At 68.0% G+C, this 24,997-nt stretch carries 22 protein-coding genes; 15 read left to right on the top strand and 7 right to left on the bottom strand.

All coding sequences use genetic code 11. From position 1 onward, the window contains the following. Window positions 1-23: 23 nt before the first annotated feature. Complete coding sequence (locus HL658_RS02575) at window positions 24-2,540, bottom strand: esterase-like activity of phytase family protein (protein ID WP_180280312.1); 2,517 nt, start codon at window positions 2,538-2,540, stop codon at window positions 24-26. Between the two features lie 370 nt (window positions 2,541-2,910). On the opposite strand from HL658_RS02575, the gene HL658_RS02570 reads away from it, so the two are divergent. Next, the gene (locus tag HL658_RS02570) at window positions 2,911-3,570 is read left to right on the top strand and encodes a hypothetical protein (protein ID WP_180280311.1); all 660 of its coding nucleotides are present in this window, start codon (window positions 2,911-2,913) and stop codon (window positions 3,568-3,570) included. A gap of 112 nt (window positions 3,571-3,682) precedes the next feature. Here the strand turns inward: HL658_RS02570 and gatA are convergent, their stop codons facing one another. Continuing rightward, window positions 3,683-5,164: an Asp-tRNA(Asn)/Glu-tRNA(Gln) amidotransferase subunit GatA gene (gene gatA / locus HL658_RS02565; protein WP_180280310.1), complete on the bottom strand. Its 1,482-nt coding sequence runs from the start codon at window positions 5,162-5,164 to the stop codon at window positions 3,683-3,685. Further along, window positions 5,164-5,451 carry an Asp-tRNA(Asn)/Glu-tRNA(Gln) amidotransferase subunit GatC gene (gene gatC, locus HL658_RS02560; protein WP_180280309.1) on the bottom strand — a complete coding sequence of 96 codons (288 nt, stop codon included), beginning with the start codon at window positions 5,449-5,451 and terminating at the stop codon, window positions 5,164-5,166. The genes gatA and gatC overlap by 1 nt, the downstream gene beginning before the upstream one ends. A gap of 122 nt (window positions 5,452-5,573) precedes the next feature. Here gatC and ruvX point away from each other — a divergent pair, with 122 nt between their 5' ends. Both ruvX and HL658_RS02550 read left to right on the top strand, forming a co-directional pair. Further along, complete coding sequence (ruvX, locus tag HL658_RS02555; protein WP_180280308.1) at window positions 5,574-6,074, top strand: Holliday junction resolvase RuvX; 501 nt, start codon at window positions 5,574-5,576, stop codon at window positions 6,072-6,074. A 27-nt stretch (window positions 6,075-6,101) separates the two neighbouring features. Then, window positions 6,102-7,019, top strand: coding sequence for an AEC family transporter (locus HL658_RS02550; RefSeq protein WP_180280307.1), 918 nt, complete (start codon window positions 6,102-6,104; stop codon window positions 7,017-7,019). Between the two features lie 295 nt (window positions 7,020-7,314). Here the strand turns inward: HL658_RS02550 and HL658_RS02545 are convergent, their stop codons facing one another. Continuing rightward, on the bottom strand, window positions 7,315-7,548 hold the full coding sequence (locus HL658_RS02545; protein ID WP_180280306.1) for a DUF1127 domain-containing protein: 234 nt from the start codon (window positions 7,546-7,548) through the stop codon (window positions 7,315-7,317). A gap of 149 nt (window positions 7,549-7,697) precedes the next feature. Here HL658_RS02545 and HL658_RS02540 point away from each other — a divergent pair, with 149 nt between their 5' ends. The 11 genes from HL658_RS02540 (at window position 7,698) to rpmG (ending at window position 20,830) form a co-directional block, all read left to right on the top strand. Then, complete coding sequence (locus HL658_RS02540) at window positions 7,698-8,621, top strand: transcriptional regulator GcvA (protein WP_180280305.1); 924 nt, start codon at window positions 7,698-7,700, stop codon at window positions 8,619-8,621. 75 nt (window positions 8,622-8,696) lie between these two features. Further along, window positions 8,697-9,050, top strand: a complete 354-nt coding sequence (locus tag HL658_RS02535) for a DUF6152 family protein (RefSeq protein ID WP_180280304.1) — start codon at window positions 8,697-8,699, stop codon at window positions 9,048-9,050. Then, on the top strand, window positions 9,050-9,553 hold the full coding sequence (locus HL658_RS02530; protein WP_180280303.1) for a DUF6644 family protein: 504 nt from the start codon (window positions 9,050-9,052) through the stop codon (window positions 9,551-9,553). The genes HL658_RS02535 and HL658_RS02530 overlap by 1 nt, the downstream gene beginning before the upstream one ends. 75 nt (window positions 9,554-9,628) lie before the next feature. Beyond that, window positions 9,629-10,609 (top strand): aspartate carbamoyltransferase catalytic subunit, encoded by a 981-nt coding sequence (locus tag HL658_RS02525; protein ID WP_180280302.1) that lies wholly within the window; start codon window positions 9,629-9,631, stop codon window positions 10,607-10,609. Beyond that, window positions 10,606-11,910, top strand: coding sequence for a dihydroorotase (gene pyrC, locus HL658_RS02520; RefSeq protein ID WP_180280301.1), 1,305 nt, complete (start codon window positions 10,606-10,608; stop codon window positions 11,908-11,910). Before HL658_RS02525 ends, pyrC begins: the two co-directional genes overlap by 4 nt. Continuing rightward, window positions 11,907-12,512 (top strand): glycerol-3-phosphate 1-O-acyltransferase PlsY, encoded by a 606-nt coding sequence (plsY, locus tag HL658_RS02515; protein ID WP_180280300.1) that lies wholly within the window; start codon window positions 11,907-11,909, stop codon window positions 12,510-12,512. Before pyrC ends, plsY begins: the two co-directional genes overlap by 4 nt. Before the next feature lie 101 nt (window positions 12,513-12,613). Next, a complete protein-coding gene (dprA, locus tag HL658_RS02510) occupies window positions 12,614-13,738 on the top strand; it encodes a DNA-processing protein DprA (protein ID WP_180280299.1) in 1,125 nt (374 codons plus the stop codon). Between the two features lie 46 nt (window positions 13,739-13,784). Beyond that, on the top strand, window positions 13,785-16,601 hold the full coding sequence (topA, locus tag HL658_RS02505) for a type I DNA topoisomerase (protein WP_180280298.1): 2,817 nt from the start codon (window positions 13,785-13,787) through the stop codon (window positions 16,599-16,601). An 8-nt stretch (window positions 16,602-16,609) separates the two neighbouring features. After that, on the top strand, window positions 16,610-18,859 hold the full coding sequence (rnr, locus tag HL658_RS02500; protein WP_180280297.1) for a ribonuclease R: 2,250 nt from the start codon (window positions 16,610-16,612) through the stop codon (window positions 18,857-18,859). Between the two features lie 278 nt (window positions 18,860-19,137). Continuing rightward, window positions 19,138-20,574, top strand: coding sequence for a S41 family peptidase (locus HL658_RS02495; RefSeq protein ID WP_246337244.1), 1,437 nt, complete (start codon window positions 19,138-19,140; stop codon window positions 20,572-20,574). Between the two features lie 88 nt (window positions 20,575-20,662). Then, complete coding sequence (gene rpmG / locus HL658_RS02490) at window positions 20,663-20,830, top strand: 50S ribosomal protein L33 (protein ID WP_180280800.1); 168 nt, start codon at window positions 20,663-20,665, stop codon at window positions 20,828-20,830. A gap of 92 nt (window positions 20,831-20,922) precedes the next feature. Here rpmG and HL658_RS02485 read toward each other — a convergent pair whose 3' ends face one another. Both HL658_RS02485 and HL658_RS02480 read right to left on the bottom strand, forming a co-directional pair. Next, window positions 20,923-22,335, bottom strand: coding sequence for a PleD family two-component system response regulator (locus tag HL658_RS02485; RefSeq protein WP_180280295.1), 1,413 nt, complete (start codon window positions 22,333-22,335; stop codon window positions 20,923-20,925). Between the two features lie 34 nt (window positions 22,336-22,369). Beyond that, window positions 22,370-22,774 (bottom strand): response regulator, encoded by a 405-nt coding sequence (locus HL658_RS02480; RefSeq protein ID WP_180280294.1) that lies wholly within the window; start codon window positions 22,772-22,774, stop codon window positions 22,370-22,372. A 167-nt stretch (window positions 22,775-22,941) separates the two neighbouring features. Here HL658_RS02480 and HL658_RS02475 point away from each other — a divergent pair, with 167 nt between their 5' ends. Beyond that, window positions 22,942-24,228 carry a DNA polymerase IV gene (locus HL658_RS02475; RefSeq protein ID WP_180280293.1) on the top strand — a complete coding sequence of 429 codons (1,287 nt, stop codon included), beginning with the start codon at window positions 22,942-22,944 and terminating at the stop codon, window positions 24,226-24,228. A 4-nt stretch (window positions 24,229-24,232) separates the two neighbouring features. Here the strand turns inward: HL658_RS02475 and HL658_RS02470 are convergent, their stop codons facing one another. Further along, complete coding sequence (locus HL658_RS02470) at window positions 24,233-24,946, bottom strand: GGDEF domain-containing protein (RefSeq protein WP_246337243.1); 714 nt, start codon at window positions 24,944-24,946, stop codon at window positions 24,233-24,235. Window positions 24,947-24,997: the final 51 nt, after the last annotated feature.

Genomic DNA, 24,997 nt, shown 5'->3' with positions numbered 1-24,997 from the left:
CCCCGCGGCGGCCGGTGGCCCCGTCAGAACGCGTATTGGAGCGTCGTCAGAACGTTGTGGCTGACGATGTCGGCGCCGTACTTGCCGTCATAGCCGACCGTCCACGACAGCGCACCCTGCGCCAGCGTGACGCCGACACCCACCCGCGCGCCGTCGCGGTCGAGGTCGCCCATGTTGCGGCTCACCCGCGCGATGGACATGGAAGACCGGTTCGCCAGCGACGCCGACAACGTGTCGGCCCCGTCGAAGCGACTCCACTCGTAGCCCAGCCGGAGCTGCGGGATGATATCCATGCTGTCGGTGCGGAACCGCTTGGCGAGCTGGCCGCCGATGTTGGCGCTCCAGCCATCGATGGTCTCGCTCGGCAGGGTCGCGTTCATGTGGATGGCGTCGCGCTCGGTGTAGCCGTCCACCTCGATCCGGGTGTAGCGGACGCCCGCCACCGGACCATAGGACCAATCGCCCCCGCCCAGCTCGTAACCGGCGTTCACCCCGGCGCTGAGCGTGCTGCCGCGGGTGTCGCCGTGGGCGACCAGCCCGTAAGCGCCGGTGTCGCGGGTGATCTTGTCGTAGTCGTTCCACGCGTAGGTGAAGGACAGCCCGCCGTAGAGGCGGCCCATCGACGCGGCGATGTACGGGCTGACCGAGATCGACCGCAGGTCGGCGCTGCCGGCACCGCTGACCGACGCGTCGGCGCTGCCGAACCCGATCGCCAGACCGGCGGTGACCGTCTCCGACAGGCGCAGATCGGCTCCGACCACCACCGCGCGCGCGTTCGAGTCGCCGCTGGCCGTCCCCTTGGCGCTGTCGGGGTTGCTGAAGTTCAGGTCACCGGTGACGTAGAGGCTGAGCGGCATCCCGGTCCCCTCCCCCGCCGACAGTCCGCCACCGCGCAGCTTCGCGAGCTGCAGCGACGCCAGATGGTCGTCCAGGATGCGGGCGCCGGCGGTGGCGACGTCGATGGCGGCGCTGTGGATGCCGCGCGCCAGTGGCAGCGCGGTCTGGTACAGCGACTCCACGGCCACCGGGTCCACATAGGTCGGCAACGTCAGCCGGTAGACCAGCAGCATCGTGTCGACGTCGGCACCGGCGTTGTAGGACGCGCCCACCTGATAGCCGTTGGTGGTCAGGAAATCGTTGTCGTTGCCGACGAACAGGAAGAAGTCGTCGGGGGCGCCCGGATCCAGCGCCGGCAGCAGCCCCATCGCCTCCCACTTCTCCGACAGGTTGTTCCGGTCGTTGGGGGCGCCGTTGCGCAGGCCGAAACGGCCGAGCTGCGCGTTGTTGTTCATGTCCACGAACTGCGTGTAGCTCACCGGCGTGACCGAGGCGACCAGCGCGCCGCCCGGGGCCACCGGGGTGGTGCCCTCATACGCCGTGCCGACGAGGTTGGTGGCGTTGGAGATGTCCACGAAATCAATGCTGCGGTAGCGCGATGTGGTCCCGGACAGGCCCTGACCGTTGTTGCTGTCGCGCGACAGCACCAGGAACTGCGAGCCGTTCAGCGCCAGCATCTCGCTCTGCGCCGCCACGTTGGTGGCGCCGGAGCCGGTGGTGAAGCGCGGGAGCTGGACGACGTAATGACCGGCCAGCACCGGGCTCGACGGGTTCTCGATGTTGTAGACCAGCATGCGTGTGTTGTAGCGCGTGGCCGAGGAACCGCCGGTGCCGCCGTCCTGGCGGGTCGCGCTCTGCAGAAGGGCGACGAGCTGCTTCTGGTCCGGCGTGATCGCCAGCCCTTCCAGGCCCTGGTTGTTCTGGCGGCCGGTGGTGGGATCGGCCGGGCTCGGCGTCGGCTGTCCGGTGGCCGGGTTGTTGGAGGAGAAATCCAGTGATCCGTTGCGGAACGGCAGCAGCGCCCGCGGCGGCTGGATGGCCGACATCAGCGTACCGGTGGACGAGAAGCGGTAGATGTAAGGCCCATACTCGTCGCTGACGAAGAAGCTGCCGTCCGACAGGCGGACGATGCCCTCCGGGTCCAGGCTGATCTTCCCGTTGTAGGCTTGCGGCAGCACCGGCAGGGTTGACGTCGCCGCACGCAGACCGGTGCGCGGCTGTGGGTCGAGGCCGGTCAGGCTGGTGCCGTTCGATTCGGTGAACAGGGTGGTGTCTGTGAGGCTGGCGGCCACCTGATTCTGCTGGGTGGTCGCGGTACTCCCGGTGTAGGGCGTGAAGCTCAGCGCCAGGGTGTTGAATCGTGTGCGGTAATCGGTCGTGCCGACGACGTTGTAGCCGCGGTCGGGCAAGGAGAAGAGCACGCCGGTGTAGCTGTCGCCGTTGCGGCGCCACGCCTTCGCGTCAAAAGCCAGACCGGACATGGAGCCGAAGGTCTCGCCGAACTTGTCGCGCTGACTGGCGGAGATCCGCCCGACACCGACAAGGCCCTGGTTCACCAGAGTGCCGCCGCTGACCGTCAGGCTGTTGACCTGGGCCGACGCACCGCCGGCGGCGACGGTCAGGGAAACGGCGGCCAGCAGTACGGCCGGGCTGCACGCGGACAGCAGCGCACGGCGCAGCCGCGGCGGGGTTGTGTCGGGCATGGGGAATCGCCTTGTCAGGGATGGGACCGGCGCCCTGCATGCCTCACTTGTGCTACCGCCTGCGGACGGTTCCGTGGCGGTTCCGTGACGACTACGGTCGAGCCGGCGGATTCCTGCGCAGTCGACGCAAAAAAAGCCGCCGGTCCGGAATCGATCATCGGTTGCAATGTCTCAAGACGTTGCCCTGGCGGTGGCACACCGCGCGCCCGACCGCTTCATCGATACAGGCCGAATTCCATACATCTTCGGTCGTGAAGCATACAACTTTTCGGGTGCTCCATGCCCATTTTATTGACTTGCGTGGCAATAAAAAGGAATGATTGGCGTTCAAATATTCCAAAATCTACAGCATTCTAGCGGAATCGCGAGCATGGACTTGAAATTCGTCATCGCCTTCATCGGGCGGCAAGGATCGAGCTATCTTGAAGGCCTCCTCCACTCGCATCCCGATGCCCAATGTCACGGAGAGCTTCTGGCTTATTCGGGGATCGGTGACCGGCTGTTCGAGCACGTCGAAAGCCATGTGCACACCAGTGGCAAATCGGCGTCGGGCTTCAAACTCGCGCTCCAACACATCACGGCGTATCCCGAGATCGTCGAATTCATGAAAATCCATGGCTACAAGGTCATCAGGCTGTATCGGGACAACAAGCTTGATCAATACATCTCAATGCGCCTGGCGCAGATAAACTCGTCATGGCGGTCCGATTTCGGGGAATACACAGTCCATACGCTGTCTATTGATCCTGACGACCTGGAATCGGAAATCACACTGTTCCGAGAAAACGATCTTATTCTGGAGAAGGGGCTGGCGGGCTTCCCGCAAATCCAACTGTCCTACGAGGAGTTGACGAAGCCGAACGGCCACACTGTGTGCCTCGACTTTCTCGGGCTCTCCCACTGTCCGCTGAACAGCCCGTTCCGCCGGCAAAGGCGATTGACGCGGCGGGAGACAATCCAGAACTACGACAGTTTGGTCGAGCGCTTCGCCGGAACGGAGATCGCCCGGTATTTTTCACCGGAGGGCTGAATGGCGGTCCAGGGCGCCTGCGCCGGGGATTGACCCGCTCCACGACGGTGCGATCGGCACCGACGACGCCTTCTCGTCCCGGCGCCGCAACGCGCCGGGACGCACGGGACACTTACGCCACGAACGGCGGTTCCGTCTTGAAGCCCGCCGCCTGCTCCAACACCGCGCCGACCTTCAGCATCGTCTCCTCGTCGAAGGGGCGGCCGATGAGTTGCAGGCCCAGCGGCAGACCGTCGGCGCCCACGCCGGCGGGCACGCTCATGCCCGGCAGGCCGGCGAGGTTGACCGGCACGGTGAAGACGTCGTTCAGGTACATCTGGATCGGGTCGTCCATCTTCTCACCGATGCCGAAGGCCGTGCTGGGCGCGGTGGGCGTGAGGATGACGTCGCAGAGCTGGAACGCCTGGTCGAAGTCCCACTTGATGCGGGTCCGCACCTTTTGCGCCTGCAGGTAGTAGGCGTCGTAATAGCCGGCCGACAGCACGTAGGTGCCGATCAGGATGCGCCGCCGCACCTCCTTGCCGAAGCCGGCGCCGCGGGTGTTCTCGTACAGCTCCTTCAGGTTGCCGCCCTCGACCCGCAGGCCGAAGCGCACGCCGTCGTAGCGGGCGAGGTTGGACGACGCCTCCGCCGGGGCCACGATGTAATAGGCGGGCAGAGCGTACTTGGTGTGCGGCAGGCTGATGTCGACGGGCACCGCGCCCGCGGCCTTCAGCCACTCCACGCCCTTCTGCCACAGCGCCTCGATCTCCGCCGGCATGCCGTCGACACGGTATTCCTTAGGGATGCCCACGCGCAGGCCGCGGATGTCGCCGGTCAGTGCGGCGGCGAAGTCCGGCACCGGCATGTCGACGCTGGTCGAGTCCTTGGGATCGAAGCCGCACATGGAGCGCAGCATGATCGCCGTGTCCTTCACCGTGCGCGCCATCGGCCCGGCCTGGTCCAGCGAGGACGCGAAGGCGACGATGCCCCAGCGCGAGCAGCGGCCGTAGGTGGGCTTCACCCCGACGATGCCGGTGAAGCCGGCGGGCTGGCGGATCGATCCGCCCGTATCGGTACCGGTCGCCCCCAGCGCCGCCCGCGCCGCCACCGTCGCGGCCGAGCCGCCGGAGCTGCCGCCGGGCACGATGCGCCGCGACCAGTTGCCCGGCTCGCCGGGACTCCACGGGCTCACCACGTCGCCGTGATGAGAGGTGATGTTGGCCGAGCCCATGGCGAACTCGTCCAGGTTCACCTTGCCCAGCATGACCGCGCCGTCGCGCCACAGGTTGCTGGTGACGGTCGATTCGTAGGGTGGCTTGAAGCCGCCCAGGATGTGGCTGGCGGCGGTCGTCTGGACGTCCTTGGTGCAGAACAGGTCCTTCACCGCGATGGGGATACCCTCCATCGGTCCGGCCCCGCCCTTCGCGCGGCGCTCGTCCGACGCCTTCGCCATGGCGAGCGCCACCTCCGGCGTCTCGGTGATGTAGGCGTTGAAGGGCCGCAGGGCCTCGGTGGCCTTGATGTGGGCCTCGGTCAGCTCGACCGCGGTGAACTCCTTGCGGGCGAGGCCGTCGATGGCCTCCGCCATGGTCAGACGGTTCAACGCGCCCATCACTCCACCACCTTCGGCACCACGTAGAATCCCTCGGCCGTCTCCGGCCCGTTCTTCAGGACGGCGTCCTGGATGCCGCCGTCCGTCACCTCGTCCTTGCGGCGGCGCAGCTTCTGCGCGGCGACGCTGGTCATCGGCGGCACGTTGCCGGTGTCGACCTCGTTCAGTTGTTCGACGAAGCTCAGGATCTGGCTCAGCTCCCCGGCCAGATGGTCCAGCTCTTCCTCGGGCACCTTGATGCGGGCCAGATGCGCGATCCTGGCCACCGTGGCCTTGTCGAGCGACATGCCTTTACTCTCTCCAGCGCGGACGAAATCGGTATAACGAAGCGGCGGCACGCTAGCATCCCCGTCCGCCCGCTGCAACGACGGCTGGACGCGGCGCGGTGCCGGCGCGTAGTGTCCGCGCCATGATCCGCACTCTGCAAGACCTCGCCGGCCGCATCGGCCGTGATCAGCGCCTGCTCGGCCTCGATGTGGGCGAGACCACCATCGGCATGGCGATTTCCGATCCGCGCCTCGTCGTCGCGTCGCCCATCGGCACCATCCAGCGCGGCAAGAAGCTGGCGGCGGACTGCGCCGCGTTGGCGAAGGTGATCAAGGATTACGGAGTCGGCGGGCTGATCGTCGGCATGCCGCTGAACATGGACGGCAGCGAGGGGCCGCGCGCCCAGTCCGTGCGGCAATTCGCCCGCAACCTGGTGGAACGCGCCGACCTGCTGGGTGGCGAACCTGAGATCGCCTTCTGGGACGAGCGCATGTCCACCATGGCGGTCGAGAGGTTCATGATCGGCGAGGCCGACATGACCCGCAAACGCCGCGGCGAGGTCGTGGACAAGATGGCGGCGGCGTATATCCTTCAAGGCGCCCTCGACGCCCTGTCGCACATGCGGTCGTCCGCCGGGGGGTGACCCTCTCCAGGACGCCGCCCTACCTCCATGCTCCCCGTCTTCGGTGCGCTCGCACCCATCTTCCTGCTGATCCTGTTCGGCCATGCGATCCGGCGGCAGGAGATTGTGCCGGACAGCTTCTGGGCGCCGGCCGACCGGCTGACCTATTTCCTGTTCTTCCCCTGCCTGATCATCGACGAGCTGGCGAAGGCGTCGCTGGGCGACCTCGCGGTCTGGCCGATGTCGGCGGCGATGATCGGCGGGGTGGCGGCGGCCACGGTGATCATGCTGGCGGCGCGCCGATTCCTGACCATGGACGGGCCGGCCTACGCCTCGGTGTTCCAGGGGTCGATGCGGGTCAACACCTATGTCGGGCTGGCCGGGGCGAAGGCGCTCTACGCCACCCCGGGCGTCACGCTGGCGGCGGTCGGGATCGCGGTGGTGATCCCGCTGGTCAACATCCTCTGCGTCGTCATCCACGCCCGGTTCGGGCGGGACGCGAAGGGGGTCAGCCTCGGCTCGGTGCTGGGTGGGCTGATCCGCAACCCGATCATCCTGGCGGCGGCGGCCGGCACCTGGCTCAACCTGTCCGGCGTCGGCAAGCCACCGGTGGCCGGCCCCTTCATCGAGATCCTCGGCCGCGCCGCCCTGCCCATCGGGCTGCTGTCGGTGGGGGCAGGCCTCGACCTCGCGGCGGCGCGGGCGGCCGGCATGGGGGTCGCCATCGCCACCGTGACGAAGCTGGTGCTGATGCCGGGAATCACGGCGTTGCTGGGCATGCTGATCGGCGTGCAGGGGTTGACGCTGACCATCGCCGTGCTGTTCAACGCCCTGCCCTGCTCGGCCAGCGCCTACGCGCTGGCGCGCCAGATGGGCGGCGACCACACGCTGATCGCCGGCATCATCACCGTGCAGACCCTGCTGGCCGCGCTGACCATCCCGCTGGTGTTGGCCCTCTACCGCTGACCGGCAGAGACCCGCGGCACGGGAAAATGCCGCGCTTCACACATACGGATGGCGGTGTTAAGGCGTGTGATACCGGCGGGGCATGGGATCCCACGCCGGTATCACAACGGGGGTGTGTATGGCCAAGCCTGCACGTCTTCTAGTGTTCCACATGGTGATCAGGCGACTGCGACTCGTCCTGATCATAATGAGGCCCTAGGAGAGGCGGGGGGGCGAAAGGACCGCTCCCCGGTTCTCCCCTCGAAAATACGCCCGCCGGGGGCCGCGTTCAAGCGCTGTCCGCCGAACCGCCGTCTCACCCCTGCCAGAAGGGCTTGTCGCTCTCCTGGTTCGCGTCGGCACGGGAGACGCCGATGTCATGCAGCAGGTGGTCGGGAAGGGCCTGCAGGGCACGGCGCTCGCGGTAGCGCTCCATCCAAATCCCGGCCACTTCGAAGGCGGCGAAGATGCCGCGGCCCACCGCGCGGGCGACGATGCCGGTGTCGGACTGGGCCACCGGGGCCGTGACGCTGTGATTGCTCTGGCTCATGGTCGTTCCCCTCGTCCTCGGGTGTTGCGGCCCCCGGCCGCGTGCTGCGAACTCTCTCGCTGACCAGGAGAATGAGCCACCCGCTTCTTGCGGACAAACGACGCTTTCTCATAAGCTGGATTAGCAAAACTAATCCGAAGCGACGCCCGATGTCCCGCCGCCTGCCCCCCCTCAACGCCCTGCGCGCCTTCGAGGCGGCGGCGCGCCATCTGTCCTTCACCAAGGCGGCGGAGGAGTTGCACGTCACCCAGGCCGCCATCAGCCATCAGATCAAGGGGCTGGAGGAGTGGCTGGCGATGCCGCTGTTCCGGCGCATGAACCGCGCGCTGATCCTGACCGAAGCTGGGCAGGCCTATCTGCCGTCCGTGAAGGACGCGCTCGACACGCTGGCCCACGCCACCGAACGGCTGTTCCGGCGGGATCAAGCGGGGTCGCTGACCGTCTCGACCATGCCGTCGCTCGCGGCGAAATGGCTGGTGATGCGGCTGGGGCGGTTCCAGGCCCTGCACCCCGACATCGATGTGCTGCTCCAGTCCAACCCGCAGATCACCGATTTCGCGCAGCAGGACGTGGACGTAGCCATCCGCTTCGGGCTCGGACGCTGGCCCGGGGTGCGGGCGGAACGGCTGATGAAGGAGGACATCTTTCCCGTCTGCGCCCCGTACATGCTCAAGGGCCCGAAGCCGCTCCGCACACCCGACGACCTGCGCCACCACACGCTGCTGCACGACGATTACATGATCAACTGGACCAACTGGTTCGAGGCGGCGGGGGTGACCGGCATCGATGTCACGCGCGGCCCGCGCTACACCGACTCCGCCCTGCTCATCCAGGCGGCGACGGACGGCCAGGGGATCGCGCTCGCGCGCGAGGTGCTGGTGGCCGACGACCTTGCCGCCGGACGGCTGGTGCGGCTGTTCACGGTGACGCTGCCGGGCGACTACGCCTATTACGTCGTAGCTCCCCATCACTATTTCGCCCGGCCCAAGGTAAAGGCTTTCCGCGACTGGATTTTTTCCGAAGCGGAACGATACGCTGTTGAAACCATCTCCCAGTCACCCACGAAGATGTGACGCGCGCTCTGCCCTTGCCACACACGTTCCGCGCGTCCATTTCCCTGCAGGTAACGACGGGGAGGAAATCAGTTCATGCTCCGACGCACGACACTCGCCACGGCCCTGGCTCTTGGCCTCGCCTCGGGACCCGCACTCGCCCACCACGGCTGGGGCGGCTATGACAGCAGCAAGACCGTGTCACTGACCGGCACGGTCCAGTCCATCGCCTACAGCAACCCGCATGCGGCGTTGAAGCTGGAGGCGGGCGGCAAGGTTTGGGACATTGTGCTCGCCCCCATCACCCGCATGTCGAGCCGCGGCCTGCCCGACGGCGCGGTGAAGGCGGGCCAGACCGTTACGGTCGAGGGCTATGTCAGCCGCTCGGAACCGGCGGAACTGCGGGCGGAAACCATCACGGTGGACGGCAAGTCCGTCCCGCTGCGCTGATGGAGCACCAGCACTCCGCCGGCGGCGCCATGGGCCTGCTGGAGGCGGTCGAGCGCTCCCCGGTCGGGGAGGCGATGCGCTCGTCCCTCTGGCTGTTCCCGGCGGTGGAGACCCTGCACATCATCGGCTTCGCGCTGCTGGTCGGGTCCATCGTGGTCTACGACCTGCGGCTCCTGGCGGCGAGGCCTCTGGTTCCGGCCGACCATCTGGGCCGGCTGCTGCTACCGGTCTCCGTCACCGGCTTCCTGATCGCGGTGCCGGCGGGCCTGCTCCTCTTCACCTCCGAAGCCACGGCCTTCGCCGAAAACCCGATGTTCTGGGCCAAGATGGGGTTGCTGGCGGTGGGGCTGGTCAACATCGTCGTGTTCCACAACGGCATCGGCCGGCGCATGGAATCCTGGGCCGACCTGCGCCCTCCCCCCGCAGCCCGAGTCGCCGGCGCGCTATCGCTGATCGCCTGGATCGGCGTGCTGATCTGCGGGCGTCTGATCGCCTACCTGTAGGCGCATCCGTCGGTTCCGCCCAGCGCATGGGCGGGCGCTTGCCGGGCGGGGGTGCGGTCCCTATGATCGCGCGCCATGACCGACCAGCCCGACCAGTCGCTGCGACTTCCGTACCGCCACCTGCTCGGAATCGAGGGGCTGCGGGCGCACGAGATTTCCCTCATCCTCGACCTCGCCGACGGCTACGTCGAGCAGAGTCGACGCCCGATGACCAAGTCGGCGCTGCTGACCGGGCGCACGCTGGTCAACCTGTTCTTCGAGAACTCGACGCGCACCCGCACCTCCTTCGAACTGGCGGGCAAGCGGCTGGGGGCCGACGTCATCAACATGGCGGTGGACGCCAGTTCTGTGAAAAAGGGCGAGACGCTCATCGACACGGCGATGACGCTGAACGCCATGCATCTCGACGCGCTGGTGGTGCGCCACTCCGACAGCGGTGCGGTCAAGCTGCTGTCCGACAAGGTGAATTGCGCGGTCATCAACGCCGGCGACGGCAACCACGAGCACCCGACCCAGGCGCTGCTCGACGCCCTGACCATCCGGCGCCGGCTCGGCCGACTGGAGGGTCTGGTGGTCGCCATCTGCGGCGACGTGCTGCACAGCCGCGTCGCCCGCTCCAACATCCATCTGTTGAACGCGATGGGCGCCCATGTGCGCGTCGTCGCACCACCCACGCTGCTGCCCTCTCAGATCGAGCGGCTCGGCGTTGAGGTCCACCACCACATGAAGACGGGCCTCAAGGATGCGGACATCGTGATGATGCTGCGGCTCCAGACCGAGCGCATGGCCGGCCAGTACATCCCCTCCACGCGCGAGTACTTCTACTTCTACGGCCTCGACTACGAGAAGCTGGAGGTGGCGAAGCCCAACGCGCTGATCATGCACCCTGGCCCGATGAACCGCGGTGTGGAGATCGACAGCGAGGTGGCGGACGACATCAAGCGCTCGCTGATTCTGGACCAGGTGGAGCTCGGTGTCGCCGTCCGCATGGCGGTGCTCGACCTGCTGACCCGCGACCGTCGGCTGGGGAACATCGGCGCGGAGGGCGTGGCATGAACGCCCGGGTCCTCTATCGCAACGCCCGCCTGCTGGACCCCGCCACCGGGCTCGACACCCACGGCTCGCTGCTCACCGACGGCACGCGGATCGCCGATTTCGGTCCCGCGCTGCTGGCCGACGCCGTGCCGGAGGACGTGGAGGTCATCGACCTCGACGGCCACTGCCTCGCCCCCGGCCTCGTCGACATGCGCGTGCTGATCGGCGAGCCGGGCTCGGAGCAGAAGGAGACGGTGAAGAGCGCGTCCCGCGCCGCGGCGGCCGGCGGGATCACCGCCCTGGTCTGCCTGCCCAACACCGATCCCGTCATCGACGATGTGGCGGGGTTGGAGTTCGTGGCGCGCCGCGCGCGCGACGTACGCTTGGTCAAGATCTTCGCCTATGCCGCCGCCACCCGCGACACCGCCGGAGCCGAGATCACGGAGATGGGCCTGCTCGCCCGCGCCGGTGCGGTCGGCTTCACGGACGGAACCAAGGCGATCGGCAGCGCCAAGGTGATGCGCCGGGCGCTCAGCTACGCCCGCACCTTCGGCAAGGTGGTCATCCAGCACCCGGAGGATCCCTCGCTCGCCGAAGGCGGCATGATGAACGGCGGCGAGATCGCCACCCGCCTCGGTCTTTCCGGCATCCCGCGGGAAGCCGAGATCATCATGATCGAGCGGGACCTGCGGCTGGTCGAGCTCACCGGCGGCCGCTACCACGTCGCCCATGTCTCGACCTCCGAGTCGGTGGACCTGATCCGCCGCGCCAAGCGGCGCGGGCTGAAGGTCACCTGCGACACCGCCCCGCATTACATGGCGCTGACCGAGACCGACGTCGGCGATTATCGCACCTTCGCCAAGGTCTCGCCGCCACTGCGCGGCGAGATGGACCGCCGTGCGATCGTGGAGGGGCTGGCCGACGGCACCATCGACTGCATCGCGTCCGACCATGTGCCGCAGGATCAGGACGCGAAGCGCGTGCCCTTCGCACAGGCCGGATTTGGCGTGATCGGGCTGGAGACGCTGCTGCCCCTGACTCTCGAACTGGTGCACGACCGCAAGATGACGCTGCTCCAGGCGCTCGCCTGTGTGACTGTGAAGCCGGCGGAGATCCTGGGCCTGCCGCTCGGCCGCATTGCGCGTGGTGCCGCGGCCGACCTCGTGGTGTTCGATCCGGAGGTGCCCTGGACCATCGACGTGGACCGGTTCCGCTCCAAATCCAAGAACTCCCCCTTCGAGGACCGGCCGGTGCAGGGACGGCCCTTGCGCACCGTTGTGGACGGCCGCACCGTCTGGACGCACGAGGACACCGTTCCGTGATCGAACCGATCGGTGCCGCCCTTCTGGGTTATCTGCTCGGCTCCATCCCCTTCGGGCTGGTGCTGACCCGGCTTGCCGGCTATGGCGACATCCGCAAGATCGGCTCCGGCAACATCGGCGCCACCAACGTGCTGCGCACCGGCAACAAGCCGCTGGCCGCCGCCACGCTGCTGCTCGACAGCGGGAAGGGCGCGCTGGCGGCGCTGCTGGCCCTGGTCGTTGCGGGGCCGACCGCCGCCTTGTGGGCCGGCGGCGGCGCCATGCTCGGCCACAGTTTCCCCGTCTGGTTGGGCTTCAAGGGCGGCAAGGGCGTCGCCACGGCGCTCGGGGTGCTGCTGGCGGTGGCGTGGCCGGTGGGTCTCATCGCCTGTCTGACCTGGCTGACCACCGCCGCGGTCTTCCGCATCTCCTCCCTCTCCGCCCTGATCGCCATCGGCACCGCCCCGGTCTGGTCCTGGTTCCTGGCCGGCCCTTCCGTGGCGCTCCTGGCCCTGTTCATCGCCGTGCTGGTCTTCATCCGCCACGAATCCAACATCCGCCGCCTGCTCAAGGGTGAGGAGCCGAAGATCGGGGCGAAGAAGAAGGACGCGGCAGGGCGCTGACGCGTTGCCACCCTTCTAACGCGCATGAAGGGAGCGCGGAGCGCCCCGACACACGAACGCATGTTGCAGACCTCGCCAGTCAAGTTGTACAACAGGGCGGCATGCTCCACCCGCGCCGCACCCTCACCGATTCCGAACGGCTCGACTGGCTCCGTCTGATCCGGACGGAGAATGTCGGGCCCGTGACCTTCCACCGGCTGGTCGAACAGTACGGCAGCGCCAAAGCCGCCATCGCCGTGCTGCCGGAACTGGCGCGCCGCGGTGGGCGGGTGGCGCCGCTGAAGCTGTTCAGCAAGTCGGAGGCGGAACGGGAGGTGGGCGCTGTCCGCAAGCTGGGTGCCCGCCTGCTGTGCGCGTGCGAGCCCGAGTACCCGGCCGGGCTTGCCGCCATCGACGACGCGCCGCCGGTGTTGGCGGTCCTCGGCCACATCCATCTTCTGGCGAAGCGCAGCGTGGCCATGGTGGGCGCGCGAAACGCCTCCATGAACGGCCGCAAATTCGCCGAGATGCTGGCCCGCGACATCGGCAAGGCCGATTACTCCGTCGTCTCCGGCCTCGCCCGCGGCATCGACACCGCGGCCCACCGCGGGGCGCTGGACACCGGGACCGTCGCGGTGGTCGCCGGTGGCATCGACGTGGTCTATCCCGAGGAGAACCGCGGCCTTTACGAACAGTTGGCCGCTCAGGGCGCGGTGGTGGCGGAGTGCGCGTTCAGCACCCAGCCGCAGGCCCGCCACTTCCCACGCCGCAACCGCATCATCTCCGGCCTGTCGCTCGGCGTCGTCGTGGTGGAGGCGGCGCCAAAGTCGGGCAGCCTCATCACGGCCCGCATGGCTTTGGAACAGGGGCGTGAGGTGATGGCGGTGCCCGGCTCCCCCCTCGACCCGCGCTGCCAGGGTTGCAACGCCCTGATTCGCGATGGGGCCACCCTCGTGCAGTCGGCGGAGGATGTCCTGACGACGCTCCGGGATGCGCATCCGCCCGCCGCCGGCGAGCACCAGCCGGATCTTTTTGCCGCAGCCCGCCCGGCCGTTCCCGACGAGGCGGAGCTTGAACGCGCCCGCCCGCTGGTGCTCGAAGCGCTGGGCCCCTCCCCCGTCGCCATTGACGAACTCGTCCGCGGGTGCCAATTGTCACCCTCCGTGGTGGTGGCCGTCGTCCTGGAACTGGAACTGGCCGGTCGTGCCCAGCGCCACCCGGGCAATCGGATCGCACTCTCCTACTGATGCGTCCCGGTTGTCAGAGCACACGAAACACCGGGACGAGGGTCACTTGTCGGGTAGCAACGTCGTCATCGTGGAGTCGCCCGCCAAGGCGAAGACCATCAACAAGTATCTCGGCTCCGACTACACCGTCGTCGCCAGCTTCGGCCACGTGCGCGACCTTCCCGCGCGCGACGGGTCGGTGCGTCCGGACGAGGACTTCGCGATGGAGTGGGAGCTGGGTGACCGCTCCAAACGCCACATCGACGAGATCGCCCGCGCCGTGCGCGGTGCCAAGCGCGTCTACCTCGCCACCGACCCGGATCGCGAGGGGGAGGCCATCGCTTGGCACCTGACGGAGGTGCTGCGGGAAAAGCGGCTGCTCGACAAGGTCGATGTGCAGCGCATCACCTTCAACGAGATCACCAAGAGCGCGGTGCAGGCGGCCATCGCCAGCCCGCGCGCGGTCAGCCGCGATCTGGTGGACGCCTATCTGGCGCGGCGTGCGCTCGATTACCTCGTCGGCTTCACGCTGTCGCCGGTGCTTTGGCGCAAACTGCCGGGCTCGCGTTCGGCTGGCCGGGTGCAGTCCGTGGCACTGCGGCTGATCTGCGAGCGCGAGGCCGAGATCGAGGTCTTCAAGCCGCAGGAATACTGGACCGTCGATGTGGGCTTCACCACCCCCGGCGGCGCGCCCTTCACCGCGTCGCTGACCCATCTGGACGGCAAGAAGCTCGACAAGTTCGGCCTGCCCAACAAGGCCGCCGCCGACGCGGCTGTCGCCGCCATCGAGCCGCGCGATTTCTCCGTCTCGTCGGTGGAACGCCGGCAGGTCCGCCGCAACCCCTACGCACCCTTCACCACCTCGACCCTGCAGCAGGAGGCGTCGCGCAAGCTGGGCTTCGGCGCCACCCGCACCATGCGCATCGCGCAGAAGCTGTACGAGGGCGTCGACATCGGCGGCGAGACGGTCGGCCTGATCACCTACATGCGAACCGATGGCGTGTCGCTGTCGCAGGAGGCCATCGAGTCCTCCCGGTCGCTGATCGGCCAGCTCTACGGCGACAACTACGTCCCGAAGAACCCGCGCATCTACAAGACGGCCGCCAAGAACGCCCAGGAGGCGCACGAGGCGATCCGCCCCACGGACCTGTTCCGCAAGCCGCCCGCCATCGCCGCCTATCTCGACAAGGACGAGTTGCGCCTCTACGAACTGATCTGGAAGCGCACCGTCGCCTCCCAGATGGAAAGCGCAGTGCTCGATCAGGTGTCGGTGGACGTCGCGTCGCCCGACCGCAAGGTGGTGCTGCGCGCCACCGGCTCCATCGTGGTCTTCGACGGCTACATGCGCGTCTATCAGGAGGACCGCGACGACGAGGCGGACGAACAGGAACGCCGCCTGCCCGCGATGGCGGAGGGCGACGCGCTGAAGCGCGGCGCCATCAACCCGGCCCAGCACTTCACCCAGCCGCCGCCCCGCTACACCGAGGCGAGCCTGGTGAAGAAGCTGGAGGAGCTCGGCATCGGCCGCCCCTCCACCTACGCCTCGATCCTGCAGGTGCTGCAGGACCGTGAGTATGTGCGGCTGGACAAGCGGCGCTTCATTCCTGAGGACCGTGGCCGGCTGGTCACCGCCTTCCTCAAGAACTTCTTCCAGCGCTACGTCGAGTACAACTTCACCGCCGACCTAGAGAACAAGCTCGACGACGTGTCCGACGGGCGGATGGACTGGAAGACGGTGCTGCGCGACTTCTGGCACGCCTTCTTCGCGGCGGTCGGAGACACCAAGGACCTGACCATCACCCAGGTTCTGAACGCGCTGGACGAGGAGCTCGGCGCCCACTTCTTCCCCGGCGGGCCGGAGGTGTCGGGGGCCGACCCGCGCGTCTGCCCGTCCTGCCACCAGGGTCGGCTGGGCCTGAAGCTGGGCAAGATGGGCGCCTTCATCGGCTGCTCCAACTATCCGGAGTGCCGATACACCCGCCCGCTGGCCGTGGCCAATGACGACGGGCAGGAGGTGCAGGAAGGTCCGCGCCTGCTGGGCGACGATCCGGAGACCGGGCTGCCGGTCACCGTGCGGCGCGGTCCGTATGGCGCCTACATCCAGCTCGGCCCGGCTCCTGGTGGCGAGAAGGACGAGGAACCGGCCGCAAGGACGGACGAAAAGCCCAAGAAGGGCAAGAAGACCGCCAAGGCGGAAGCCCCACCCAAGCCCAAGCGGGTGTCGCTGCCCAAGGGGATGGCACCGGCCGACGTCGATCTCGACACCGCGCTGAAGCTGCTGGCCCTGCCCCGCACGGTCGGCCCCCATCCAGAGACGCAGCAGGAGATCCAGGCCGGCATTGGCCGCTTCGGCCCATACCTGAAGCACGGATCGGTCTACAAATCGCTGCCACCCGACGACGACGTGCTGACCATCGGGCTCAACCGCGCCGTTGTGCTGCTGGGCGAGGCGGCGAAGAAGGCGTCGACTCCGGGGCGCGAGTTGGGGGCCCACCCCAAGACCGGCAAGCCGGTGACGCTCGGCGCCGGCCGTTTTGGGCCCTACGTCAAGCACGCGTCGCTCTACGCGTCGATCCCCAAGGGTGTCGAGCCGGACAGCGTGACGCTCGCCCAAGCGCTGGAGTGGCTGGACGCCAAGGCCGTCAAGGACGCCGGCAAGAAGGCGCCCGCCAAGGCCGCCACCGATGGCGAGACCGCCGAGCCCGCGGCCAAGCCCAAGGCGAAAACGACGAAGGTTGCTGCCAAGCCGGCCGCCGCCAAGGCTCCGGCCAAGACGGCGACGAAGACGACGGCCAAGGCTCCGGCCAAGGCCAAGACCGCCGCGAAGCCGAAGGCCGCTGATGACGAGGCCGCGCCGCCGCGCCGCCGCGCCAAGACGGCCTGAGCACCCGTATGGCCCCTCGCCTTCCCGCCCCCTTCCCCACGAAGGAGGCGGTGCTCGCGTTCATCCGCAACAGCCCCGTTCCCGTCGGCAAGCGGGAGGTCGCCCGTGCCTTCAAGCTGAGCGGGTCGGCCGACCGCGAGCGCTTGAAGCTGCTCATGAAGGAGCTGGAGGCCGAGGGAACCGTCGAACGAGGCCACGGCCGCCGCGTCGCACCGCCCGCCGCCCTGCCGGAGGTCGCGGCGCTGGAGGTGTCGGCCATCGACCTTGATGGGGAGTTGTCCGCCCGCCCGCTCGTCTGGACCGGCGACGGTGAACCACCGCGCATCTTTCTGGTGCCGGAACGGTCGGGACTGTCGGCGCTGGGGATCGGCGACCGGCTGTTGGCCCGGCTGTCCCGGATCAACGACCGGCTTTACGAGGCACGCTTCATCCGGCGCATCGAAGGGTCCGTCGGCCGTATTCTCGGTGTGTACCGCGTATCGGCGGAAGGCGGGCGCATCGTTCCGACCGACCGGCGCAACCGCACGGAGTTCGTCGTCCTGCCGGCCAACGATGGCGATGCCGAACCGGGAGAGCTGGTGCTGGCCGACGTGCTTCCCGCCACGCGACTGGGACTGCCGCAGGCGCGGGTGGTCGAGCGGCTCGGTTCAACGGCGGAACCACGCGCCGTCAGCTTGATCGCCATCCACGGCCAAGGCCTGCCCACGGTCTTCGATCCCGCTGCCCTGAGACAGGCGGAGCGCGCAACCATTCCACCGTTGCAGGACCGGATTGATCTCCGGCCCATCCCGCTGGTCACCATCGACGGGGCGGATGCGCGCGACTTCGACGACGCCGTGTGGGCGGAGCCGGACACCGATCCCACCAACCCCGGCGGCTGGCACCTGATCGTCGCCATTGCGGACGTGGCCTGGTACGTCCGGGCGGGATCCGCCCTGGATCTGGCGGCCCGCGGGCGCGGCAACTCGGTCTATTTTCCGGACCGCGTCGTCCCCATGCTGCCGGAGGCGCTGTCCAACGGGCTGTGCTCGTTGCGACCGGGCGAGGACCGCGCCTGCCTGGGGTTCCATCTGTGGGTCGGGCGGGACGGAAGGCCGCGCCGCCACGCGGTCTTCCGCGGCCTGATGCGGTCGGCGGCACGGCTGACCTACGAACAGCTTCAAGCCGCGCAGGATGGTTTCCCGGACGAAACGACCGCTTCCCTGACCGAACCGGTGATCGCCCCGCTGTACGGCGCGTTCCGCAGCCTTTGGCAGGCCCGGCAGCGCCGCGGCACGCTCGACCTGGACATCCCCGAACGGAAAATCCGTCTCGACGAGGCTGGCCGGGTGGCGGAGATCGCCCCGCGCCAGCGCCTCGACAGCCATAAACTGATCGAGGAGTTCATGATCGCCGCCAACGTCGCCGCGGCGGAGACCCTGGAGGCCAAAGGCGCCCCCTGCCTCTACCGCGTCCATGACCAGCCTTCCATGGACAAGATGGAAGCGTTGCGGGATTTCCTGCACGGCCTGGGCTATCCGCTCCCCAAGGGGCAGGCGCTGAAGCCCGACCAGTTCACGCGCATACTGACAATGGCCGAGGGTCGTCCGGAGTCGGCCCTGGTCAGCGAGATCATCCTGCGCAGCCAGGCGCAGGCGGCCTATGCGCCCGACAACATCGGTCATTTCGGTCTGGCGCTCGCACGCTACGCCCATTTCACCTCCCCCATCCGGCGTTACGCCGACCTTGTGGTACACCGTTCGCTGATCCGGGCCTGCGGCCTCGGCGAGGGCGGTCTGGATGATGCAGAGGCGGCGCGGCTGAACGATACCGGCGAGCATGTTTCGAAAACGGAACGACGGTCCGCCGCCGCCGAGCGGGATGCCGTCGATCGCTACACCGCCGCTTTTCTGGCCGACCGGGTCGGTGCCACCTTCAGCGGCCGGATCTCCGGGGTGTCGCGTTTCGGCCTGTTCGTGCGACTGGACGAGTCCGGGGCTGACGGTCTGGTGCCCGCGAGCACGCTACCCGACGACCAGTACGAGCATGACGAGGCCGGGCACGCGCTGGTCGGCCGGCGGGAGGGCCGCGTCTTCCGGCTGGCCGCTCCGGTCAAGGTGGAATTGGCCGAGGCAGACCCGCTGACCGGCAGCACCCTGTTCCGCCTCCTCACCGCCGAGGGTGCGGAGATCACCGGGATCGGCGGGCGGACACCGGCGAGCCGGCACAGCGGAGGCGGGCCCAAACGCGGACGTGGCCGCGCGGCCACATCGCGTTGAATTCCCATCACGCGCCCATTCGCAACTCGCATTTGCCCCATCCCCTGACCCGACGGAGGTGATACTTCTCCAACCGGCGGGCCGAGCGTACAGTGTTTCGGTCCGTATCGTCGGGCGGGAGGCAGTTTCGGCACTCCATGGGCAATCGGCATCGTGGTTCTTCATTCCGGCGGCATGTCGTCGCGTCTGTCGCCGCCATAGCCTTCGTCGCCGGGGCCTTCTGGTCATCGGGAACCGGGGCCGCCGAACGAAATCGGATCAATGAGCAGGTCTTCGCGATGGGCTACGGCCGCATCGCCGAGGCGTACCTTGGCCCGGTCGACTTCGTGAGACTGGGGATCGATGGGCTGAAGGGTTTGGCCGGCATCGATTCCGACATCGACACGGAGCTGAACGGCAAGGTCGTACGCGTGTACGCCGCGGGCACACTGACGGGGGAGTACAGCGCGCCGATCGATCCTGGGGGTTGGGCCGCGCTGACGACGAAGGCGGTGGAACGCGCGCGCAGCTTCTCCGTCCAGCTTCGGGATGCGTCGCCCGAGCGCATCTACCAGGCGGTCTTCGACTCCGTCACCGCCGACCTCGACGGCTACTCCCGTTACACCGGCGTGCAGCGCGCGACCAGCGAGCGGGCGCAACGCGACGGCTACGGCGGCGTTGGAATCACGCTCGATTTCGTCAATGGGCGCCCCGTCGTGCGCGACCTGATCGGCCGCGGACCGGCGGAGCGCGCCGGCCTCAAGGCCGGTGACCGGCTGCTGGCGGTCGATGGCGAACCGGTCGCGGCCATGCCGGAGACCGATGTGCGCGACCGGCTGCGCGGCCCCACCGGGACGCTGGTGTCGCTGACGGTCGATCGCGACGGCGGAACCCAACGCCGCTTGTCGGTGCGTCGCGAGCGGGTGGTCCCCAACACGGTGACCGTCAGCATCTCGGACGGTGTCGCCGTGCTGAAGCTGGACCGTTTCAATGCCGCAACGGCCACCAATCTGCGCGATGCGCTGGGCGTGGTCACCCGCGCACCGGCCGGATCGGTGACGGGCGTGGTGCTCGACCTGCGCGGCAACCCCGGCGGGCTGCTGGATCAAGCCGTCGCGGTCGCCGATCTGTTCATCACCAGCGGTCGCATCATCACCACCGAGGGCCGGCACCCCGACAGCCGCCAGCGCTGGGATGCGGCGGACGACGACGCGGCGGAAGGGCTGCCGCTGGCTGTGCTGGTCGATGGGCGCTCCGCCTCCTCCGCCGAAGTCGTTGCAGCCGCGCTCCAGGACTCCGGGCGTGCCGTGATCATCGGCGCCAGCTCCTTCGGCAAAGGAAGCGTGCAGACGGTGACCCGCCTGCCGAACGACGGCGAGTTGTTCCTGACCTGGAGCCGCATCTACACACCCGCGGGCTACACCCTGCACCGGCAGGGCGTCCAGCCCACCGTCTGCACCAGTCGCGGCGGGAGCAACGCAGCCGAACTGCTGGGCGACCTGCGCGACGGCCGACTGCCGAGCGCCGTGCAGCTTGCGGATTGGCGGAGCAAGGCGCCCGACGATGACGCAGCACTCCACCAGCTGCGCGACGCCTGCCCCTGGCGCGAGCATGAACCGGAGCTCGACCTGACTGTGGCGAAGCTGTTGCTGGCCGACCCTGCCCTCTACGCGCGCGCTGTGACCCTGTCGGCCGGACGGACCGTGGCGGCCCGCCAGACCTCCGCAACCCCTTGACACGGCGTCGGATGCGCGTATGTTTCCGCGCAACGACGCCGCCCCGCCGGGCCGGCGGGTGCAGGTTATTATCGTCGGGATCACGATCATGGCAAAGCAGAACACCGTCCTCATCAAGCTGGTGAGCACGGCCGATACTGGGTTCTTCTACGTGAAGAAGAAGAACCCGAAGAAGACCACCGAGAAGCTGGAATTCAACAAGTACGACCCGGTGGCCCGCAAGCACGTCGCGTTCAAGGAATCCAAGATCAAGTAAGGGTTCCGCGACCGCGTGTCCGGCAAAAAAGGCCGCCCTATGGGGCGGCCTTTCGTGTTTGTGCGGGAAACGTCGCCGGGAACGGTCGGCGTTCAGCGCGTCGGGGCGGCGGCGACGCGCATGTCTTCGGTGCGATCGTCGCTCACCACGCAATTGCGGCCTTGCCGTTTGGCCTGATAGAGCGCCTCGTCCGCACGCTTGATCAGCGTGTCCGCGGTGTCGCCGAGTTGACCGCCGACCGACACGCCGATGGACACCGTCACCCGCAGCTCATCGTTGCTGTTCGGCACCGGAAACACGGAATCGCTGATGCGGCTGCGCAACCGCTCGGCCACGATCATCGCCGCGTCACCGTCGGTGTCCGGCAGGATCACGACGAACTCCTCGCCACCGAGCCGGGCGACGAGGTCGAAGGTGCGCAAATTGCGGCTGGCGCGGTTGGCGACCTCCTTCAGCACGACGTCGCCGACGTCGTGGCCGTGCGTGTCGTTGACGACCTTGAAATGGTCGATGTCGAACATCAGAACCGACACCGGCTTGTGGCTGTCGAGGGCCCTCTCCAGCAGCCGCGGCAGGTGCGCGTTGACGTAGCGGCGGTTGAACACGCCCGTCAGGCTGTCGGTCAACGCCATCGACAGGCTCTGTTCGTAGTTCGACCGCAACCGCTCCTGGTACCGCTTCCGCCGGATCTGCGTGCGCACGCGGGCGAGCAACTCGTTCCGGTCGATCGGCTTGATCACATAGTCGTTGGCGCCCAGTTCCAGGCCCTTGGCGACCCGGTTCAGGTCGCCCTCATCGACCACCAGCAGGATGGGCACCTGCCGCGTGCGCTCATGCGAGCGGAGCTGCGAGCAGAAGCGCAGGCCATCCTCGTTCAGCAGGGTCAGGCTGACGACGACCAGTTCGAACTCCTCCGTCATCGCCCGTTCCAGAGCACGCGCTCCGGTGTCGGCGCAGACCACCTCGTCGCTGTCGCGTCGCAACGTGTCGGCAATCTTCTCGAAGTCGAGGACGCTGTCCTCCAGAACGAGCACGCGCGCCCGCTCGTGGGACTCGCTGTGCAGGGTCGCCGTCCGCTCGATGACGCCGAATTGGCCGGAGGTGCTTTCCCGCAGCCGCCACTCGTCCATCATCATCTTCAGACGCACCAGCGACCGGACGCGCGCAAAGAGCGCGATGTCGTTCACCGGTTTGGTCAGGAAATCGTCGGCCCCGGCCTCCAGACCGCGCACACGGTCGGTGACGTCCGACAGAGCCGTGACCATCACCACCGGAATGTGCATGGTCGCAGGGTTGGAACGGATCTTTTCACAGACCTCGAAACCATCCATGCCGGGCATCATCACGTCGAGCAGAACGATGTCCGGTGATTCGCGGTGGACCAGCTCCAGCGCCTCCGGCCCGTTGTAGGCGGTGATCACATCGAAGTATTCCCGCGTCAGCTTGGCCGCCAGGAGTTTGACGTTCGGCAGGACATCATCGACGACGAGAACACGCGCGGACATGTGGCTGTGCAACCCGATTGTGGAGGAGGACCGATCAGCTCAGATAACGTTTCACGACATCAAGGAACTTGGCGACGGAAATCGGTTTCGCGATGTAATCCTCACATCCGCCCTCGCGGATCTTCTCCTCGTCACCTTTCATGGCGAAAGCGGTTACGGCGATCACCGGGATTGCCTTCAGCTCCGCATCCTGCTTGATCCAGCGGGTGACGTCGAGACCGGACACTTCCGGGAGCTGGATGTCCATCAGAACGAGATCGGGCCGGTGGGCACGCACCATCTCCATGGCCTCCAGGCCATTCTGGGTCTGCAGCGTGCGATAACCGTAGGCTTGGAGCAGATCGCGGAAGAGCTTCATGTTCAGCTCGTTGTCTTCCACGATCAGCACGCTCTTGGCTCGATCGCCATGGGGCAGGTCGGCAACGGCTTCGGCATTCATCGCGCTGCTCCCCGGGCTGGCCAACCCGCCGCTCCGGCGGCGATCCGTACCGCACGTTTCTCGCCGGACGGTATAACCCTCTCTCTGATAGGCCGCGTTCGTTAATTTCTCGTTACCGTGTATCGGTGTATGAATAGAGGTGGCCGCGTCCGATCGGAGAAAATCGTTTGATCACCGATGCTTCCGGGCTTTGCCGGGACTGCGGCGCGCGACTGATTGCCCCGGCCGGCCGCTGTCCGGCCTGCGGTTCGCGGCGCTGCGTCATCCACCGCGAGCTGCACGCGCTGCCCATCGCCCACATCGACTGTGACGCCTTCTACGCGAGTGTGGAGAAACGCGACGACCCGGCCCTGGCCGACCGCCCGGTTATCGTCGGCGGCGGGCACCGGGGCGTCGTGTCCGCCTGCTGCTACGTCGCCCGCCTCTACGGGGTGCGGTCGGCGATGCCGATGTTCAAGGCGCTGGCCCTCTGCCCGGACGCGGTCGTGATCCCGCCGGATATGCGCAAGTACCAGACGGTCGGCCACGCCATCCGCCAGATGATGCGGGAGGCGACGCCGCTGGTCGAGCCGCTGTCCATCGACGAGGCCTTCCTGGATCTGTCCGGCACCGACCGTCTGCATGGCGGAAGCCCGGCCCAGACCGTCGCCCGGCTGATCGCGCGCATCGAGCGGGAGGTCGGCGTCACCGCCTCGGTCGGGCTGGCGCCCAACAAGTTCCTGGCCAAGGTCGCGTCCGACCTGGACAAGCCCCGCGGCTTCTCGGTGATCGGCCGGGCCGAGGCGCAGGCCTTTCTGGCACCCAAACCGGTCGGGCTGCTGTGGGGTGTCGGCAAGGCGCTGCAGGCGAAGCTGGAGGCGGACGGCTTGCGCACCATCGGCGACCTCGCGGCCATGGACGAGTTCGTTCTGGTGCGCCGCTACGGCAGCATCGGCCGCCGCCTCGCCCGCTTCTCCAAGGGCCAGGACGACCGGACGGTGGAGCCAGACTCCCCGGCCAAGAGCGTGTCCGCGGAAACCACCTTCTCCACCGACATCGCCGATGCCGCGGCGCTGGAACGTCGGCTGTGGCCGCTGTGCGAGACCGTCGCACGGCGCCTGAAGAGCGCGGATCTTGCCGGCGGCACCGTCGTGCTGAAGTTGAAGACCTCGGATTTCCGCCAGTTCACGCGCAGCCACAAGCTGGACGGCCCGACCCAGCTCGCCGACCGCATGTTCCGCGAGGGGATGGCGATGGTGACCCCGCTGGCCGACGGCACGCGCTACCGTCTGATCGGTATCGGCGTATCGGACCTCTGCAACGCCACCGGCGCCGACGCGCCCGATCTGCTCGACCCCGGCCGGCAACGGCGGGCGAGCGTGGAGCGGGCGATCGACGCGGTGCGGAGCAAGCTGGGCGACAAGGCGATCCTCAAGGGGCGCGCCCTGGCCCCGGACGACAAGGAGCGGCGGTAGCCCGTCAGGCGCCCCGGCGGGCGCGGCGGCGCTCACCCTTGTTGCCGTACATCTTCACATCGGCCTGACGCACCACCTCTTCCTCATGGTCGCCGGCGCCATAGGCCTGCACGCCGATGGAGAAGCGGATCGGCAGTTCCTGACCGTTCCAGGAAGCGCTCTGCGCCCGTGCGGCGTCGGCAAGCTGGCCGGCACGCGCGGCACCCGTCTCAGCGTCCACGCCGGTCAGCAGCACCGCGAACTCGTCGCCGCCCAGGCGGGCCACCACGTCCGTCTCGCGCACCTGCGAGGAAAGCAGCCGTGCCACCTGCCGCAGATAGGCATCGCCGGCCAGATGACCGTGCGTGTCGTTGATGCCCTTGAAGCCGTCCAGATCGATCATCACCAGCACGCCGCACGCCGCCTCGTTCCGCCGGGTCGCCGCCAGCTCACGCCGGAAGTGGGCGTAGAAGCCGCGGCGGTTCACCAGACCGGTCAGCTCGTCGGTCATCGTCAGGCTTTCCAGATAGGCGATGCGCTCCTGCTGCTGGGCGATCATCTCCTCCGCCTCGGCCAGCTTGGCCAGCATGTCGTCCAGCAGATGGGCCGGACGGTCCTCGACCACCGGGAACCCGATGACGACGCCGGCGGTCCCGCGGCGCATCGACGGGATCATGGTCCCTTCGAAGCTGTCGCTGCGGTTCAGGGCGTGCTGGGTGCGGGTGGCGATGGCGTTCATGACGGCGGCTCCCAAGGTCTGGCGGATCGCTGTGCCTCTCCATCAGCAACC

It is taken from the genome of Azospirillum oleiclasticum, from assembly GCF_013423485.1.
Lineage (GTDB): Bacteria > Pseudomonadota > Alphaproteobacteria > Azospirillales > Azospirillaceae > Azospirillum > Azospirillum oleiclasticum.
Note: the sequence above shows the minus strand (reverse complement) of the source record. Positions and strands in the feature narration are given on the sequence as shown.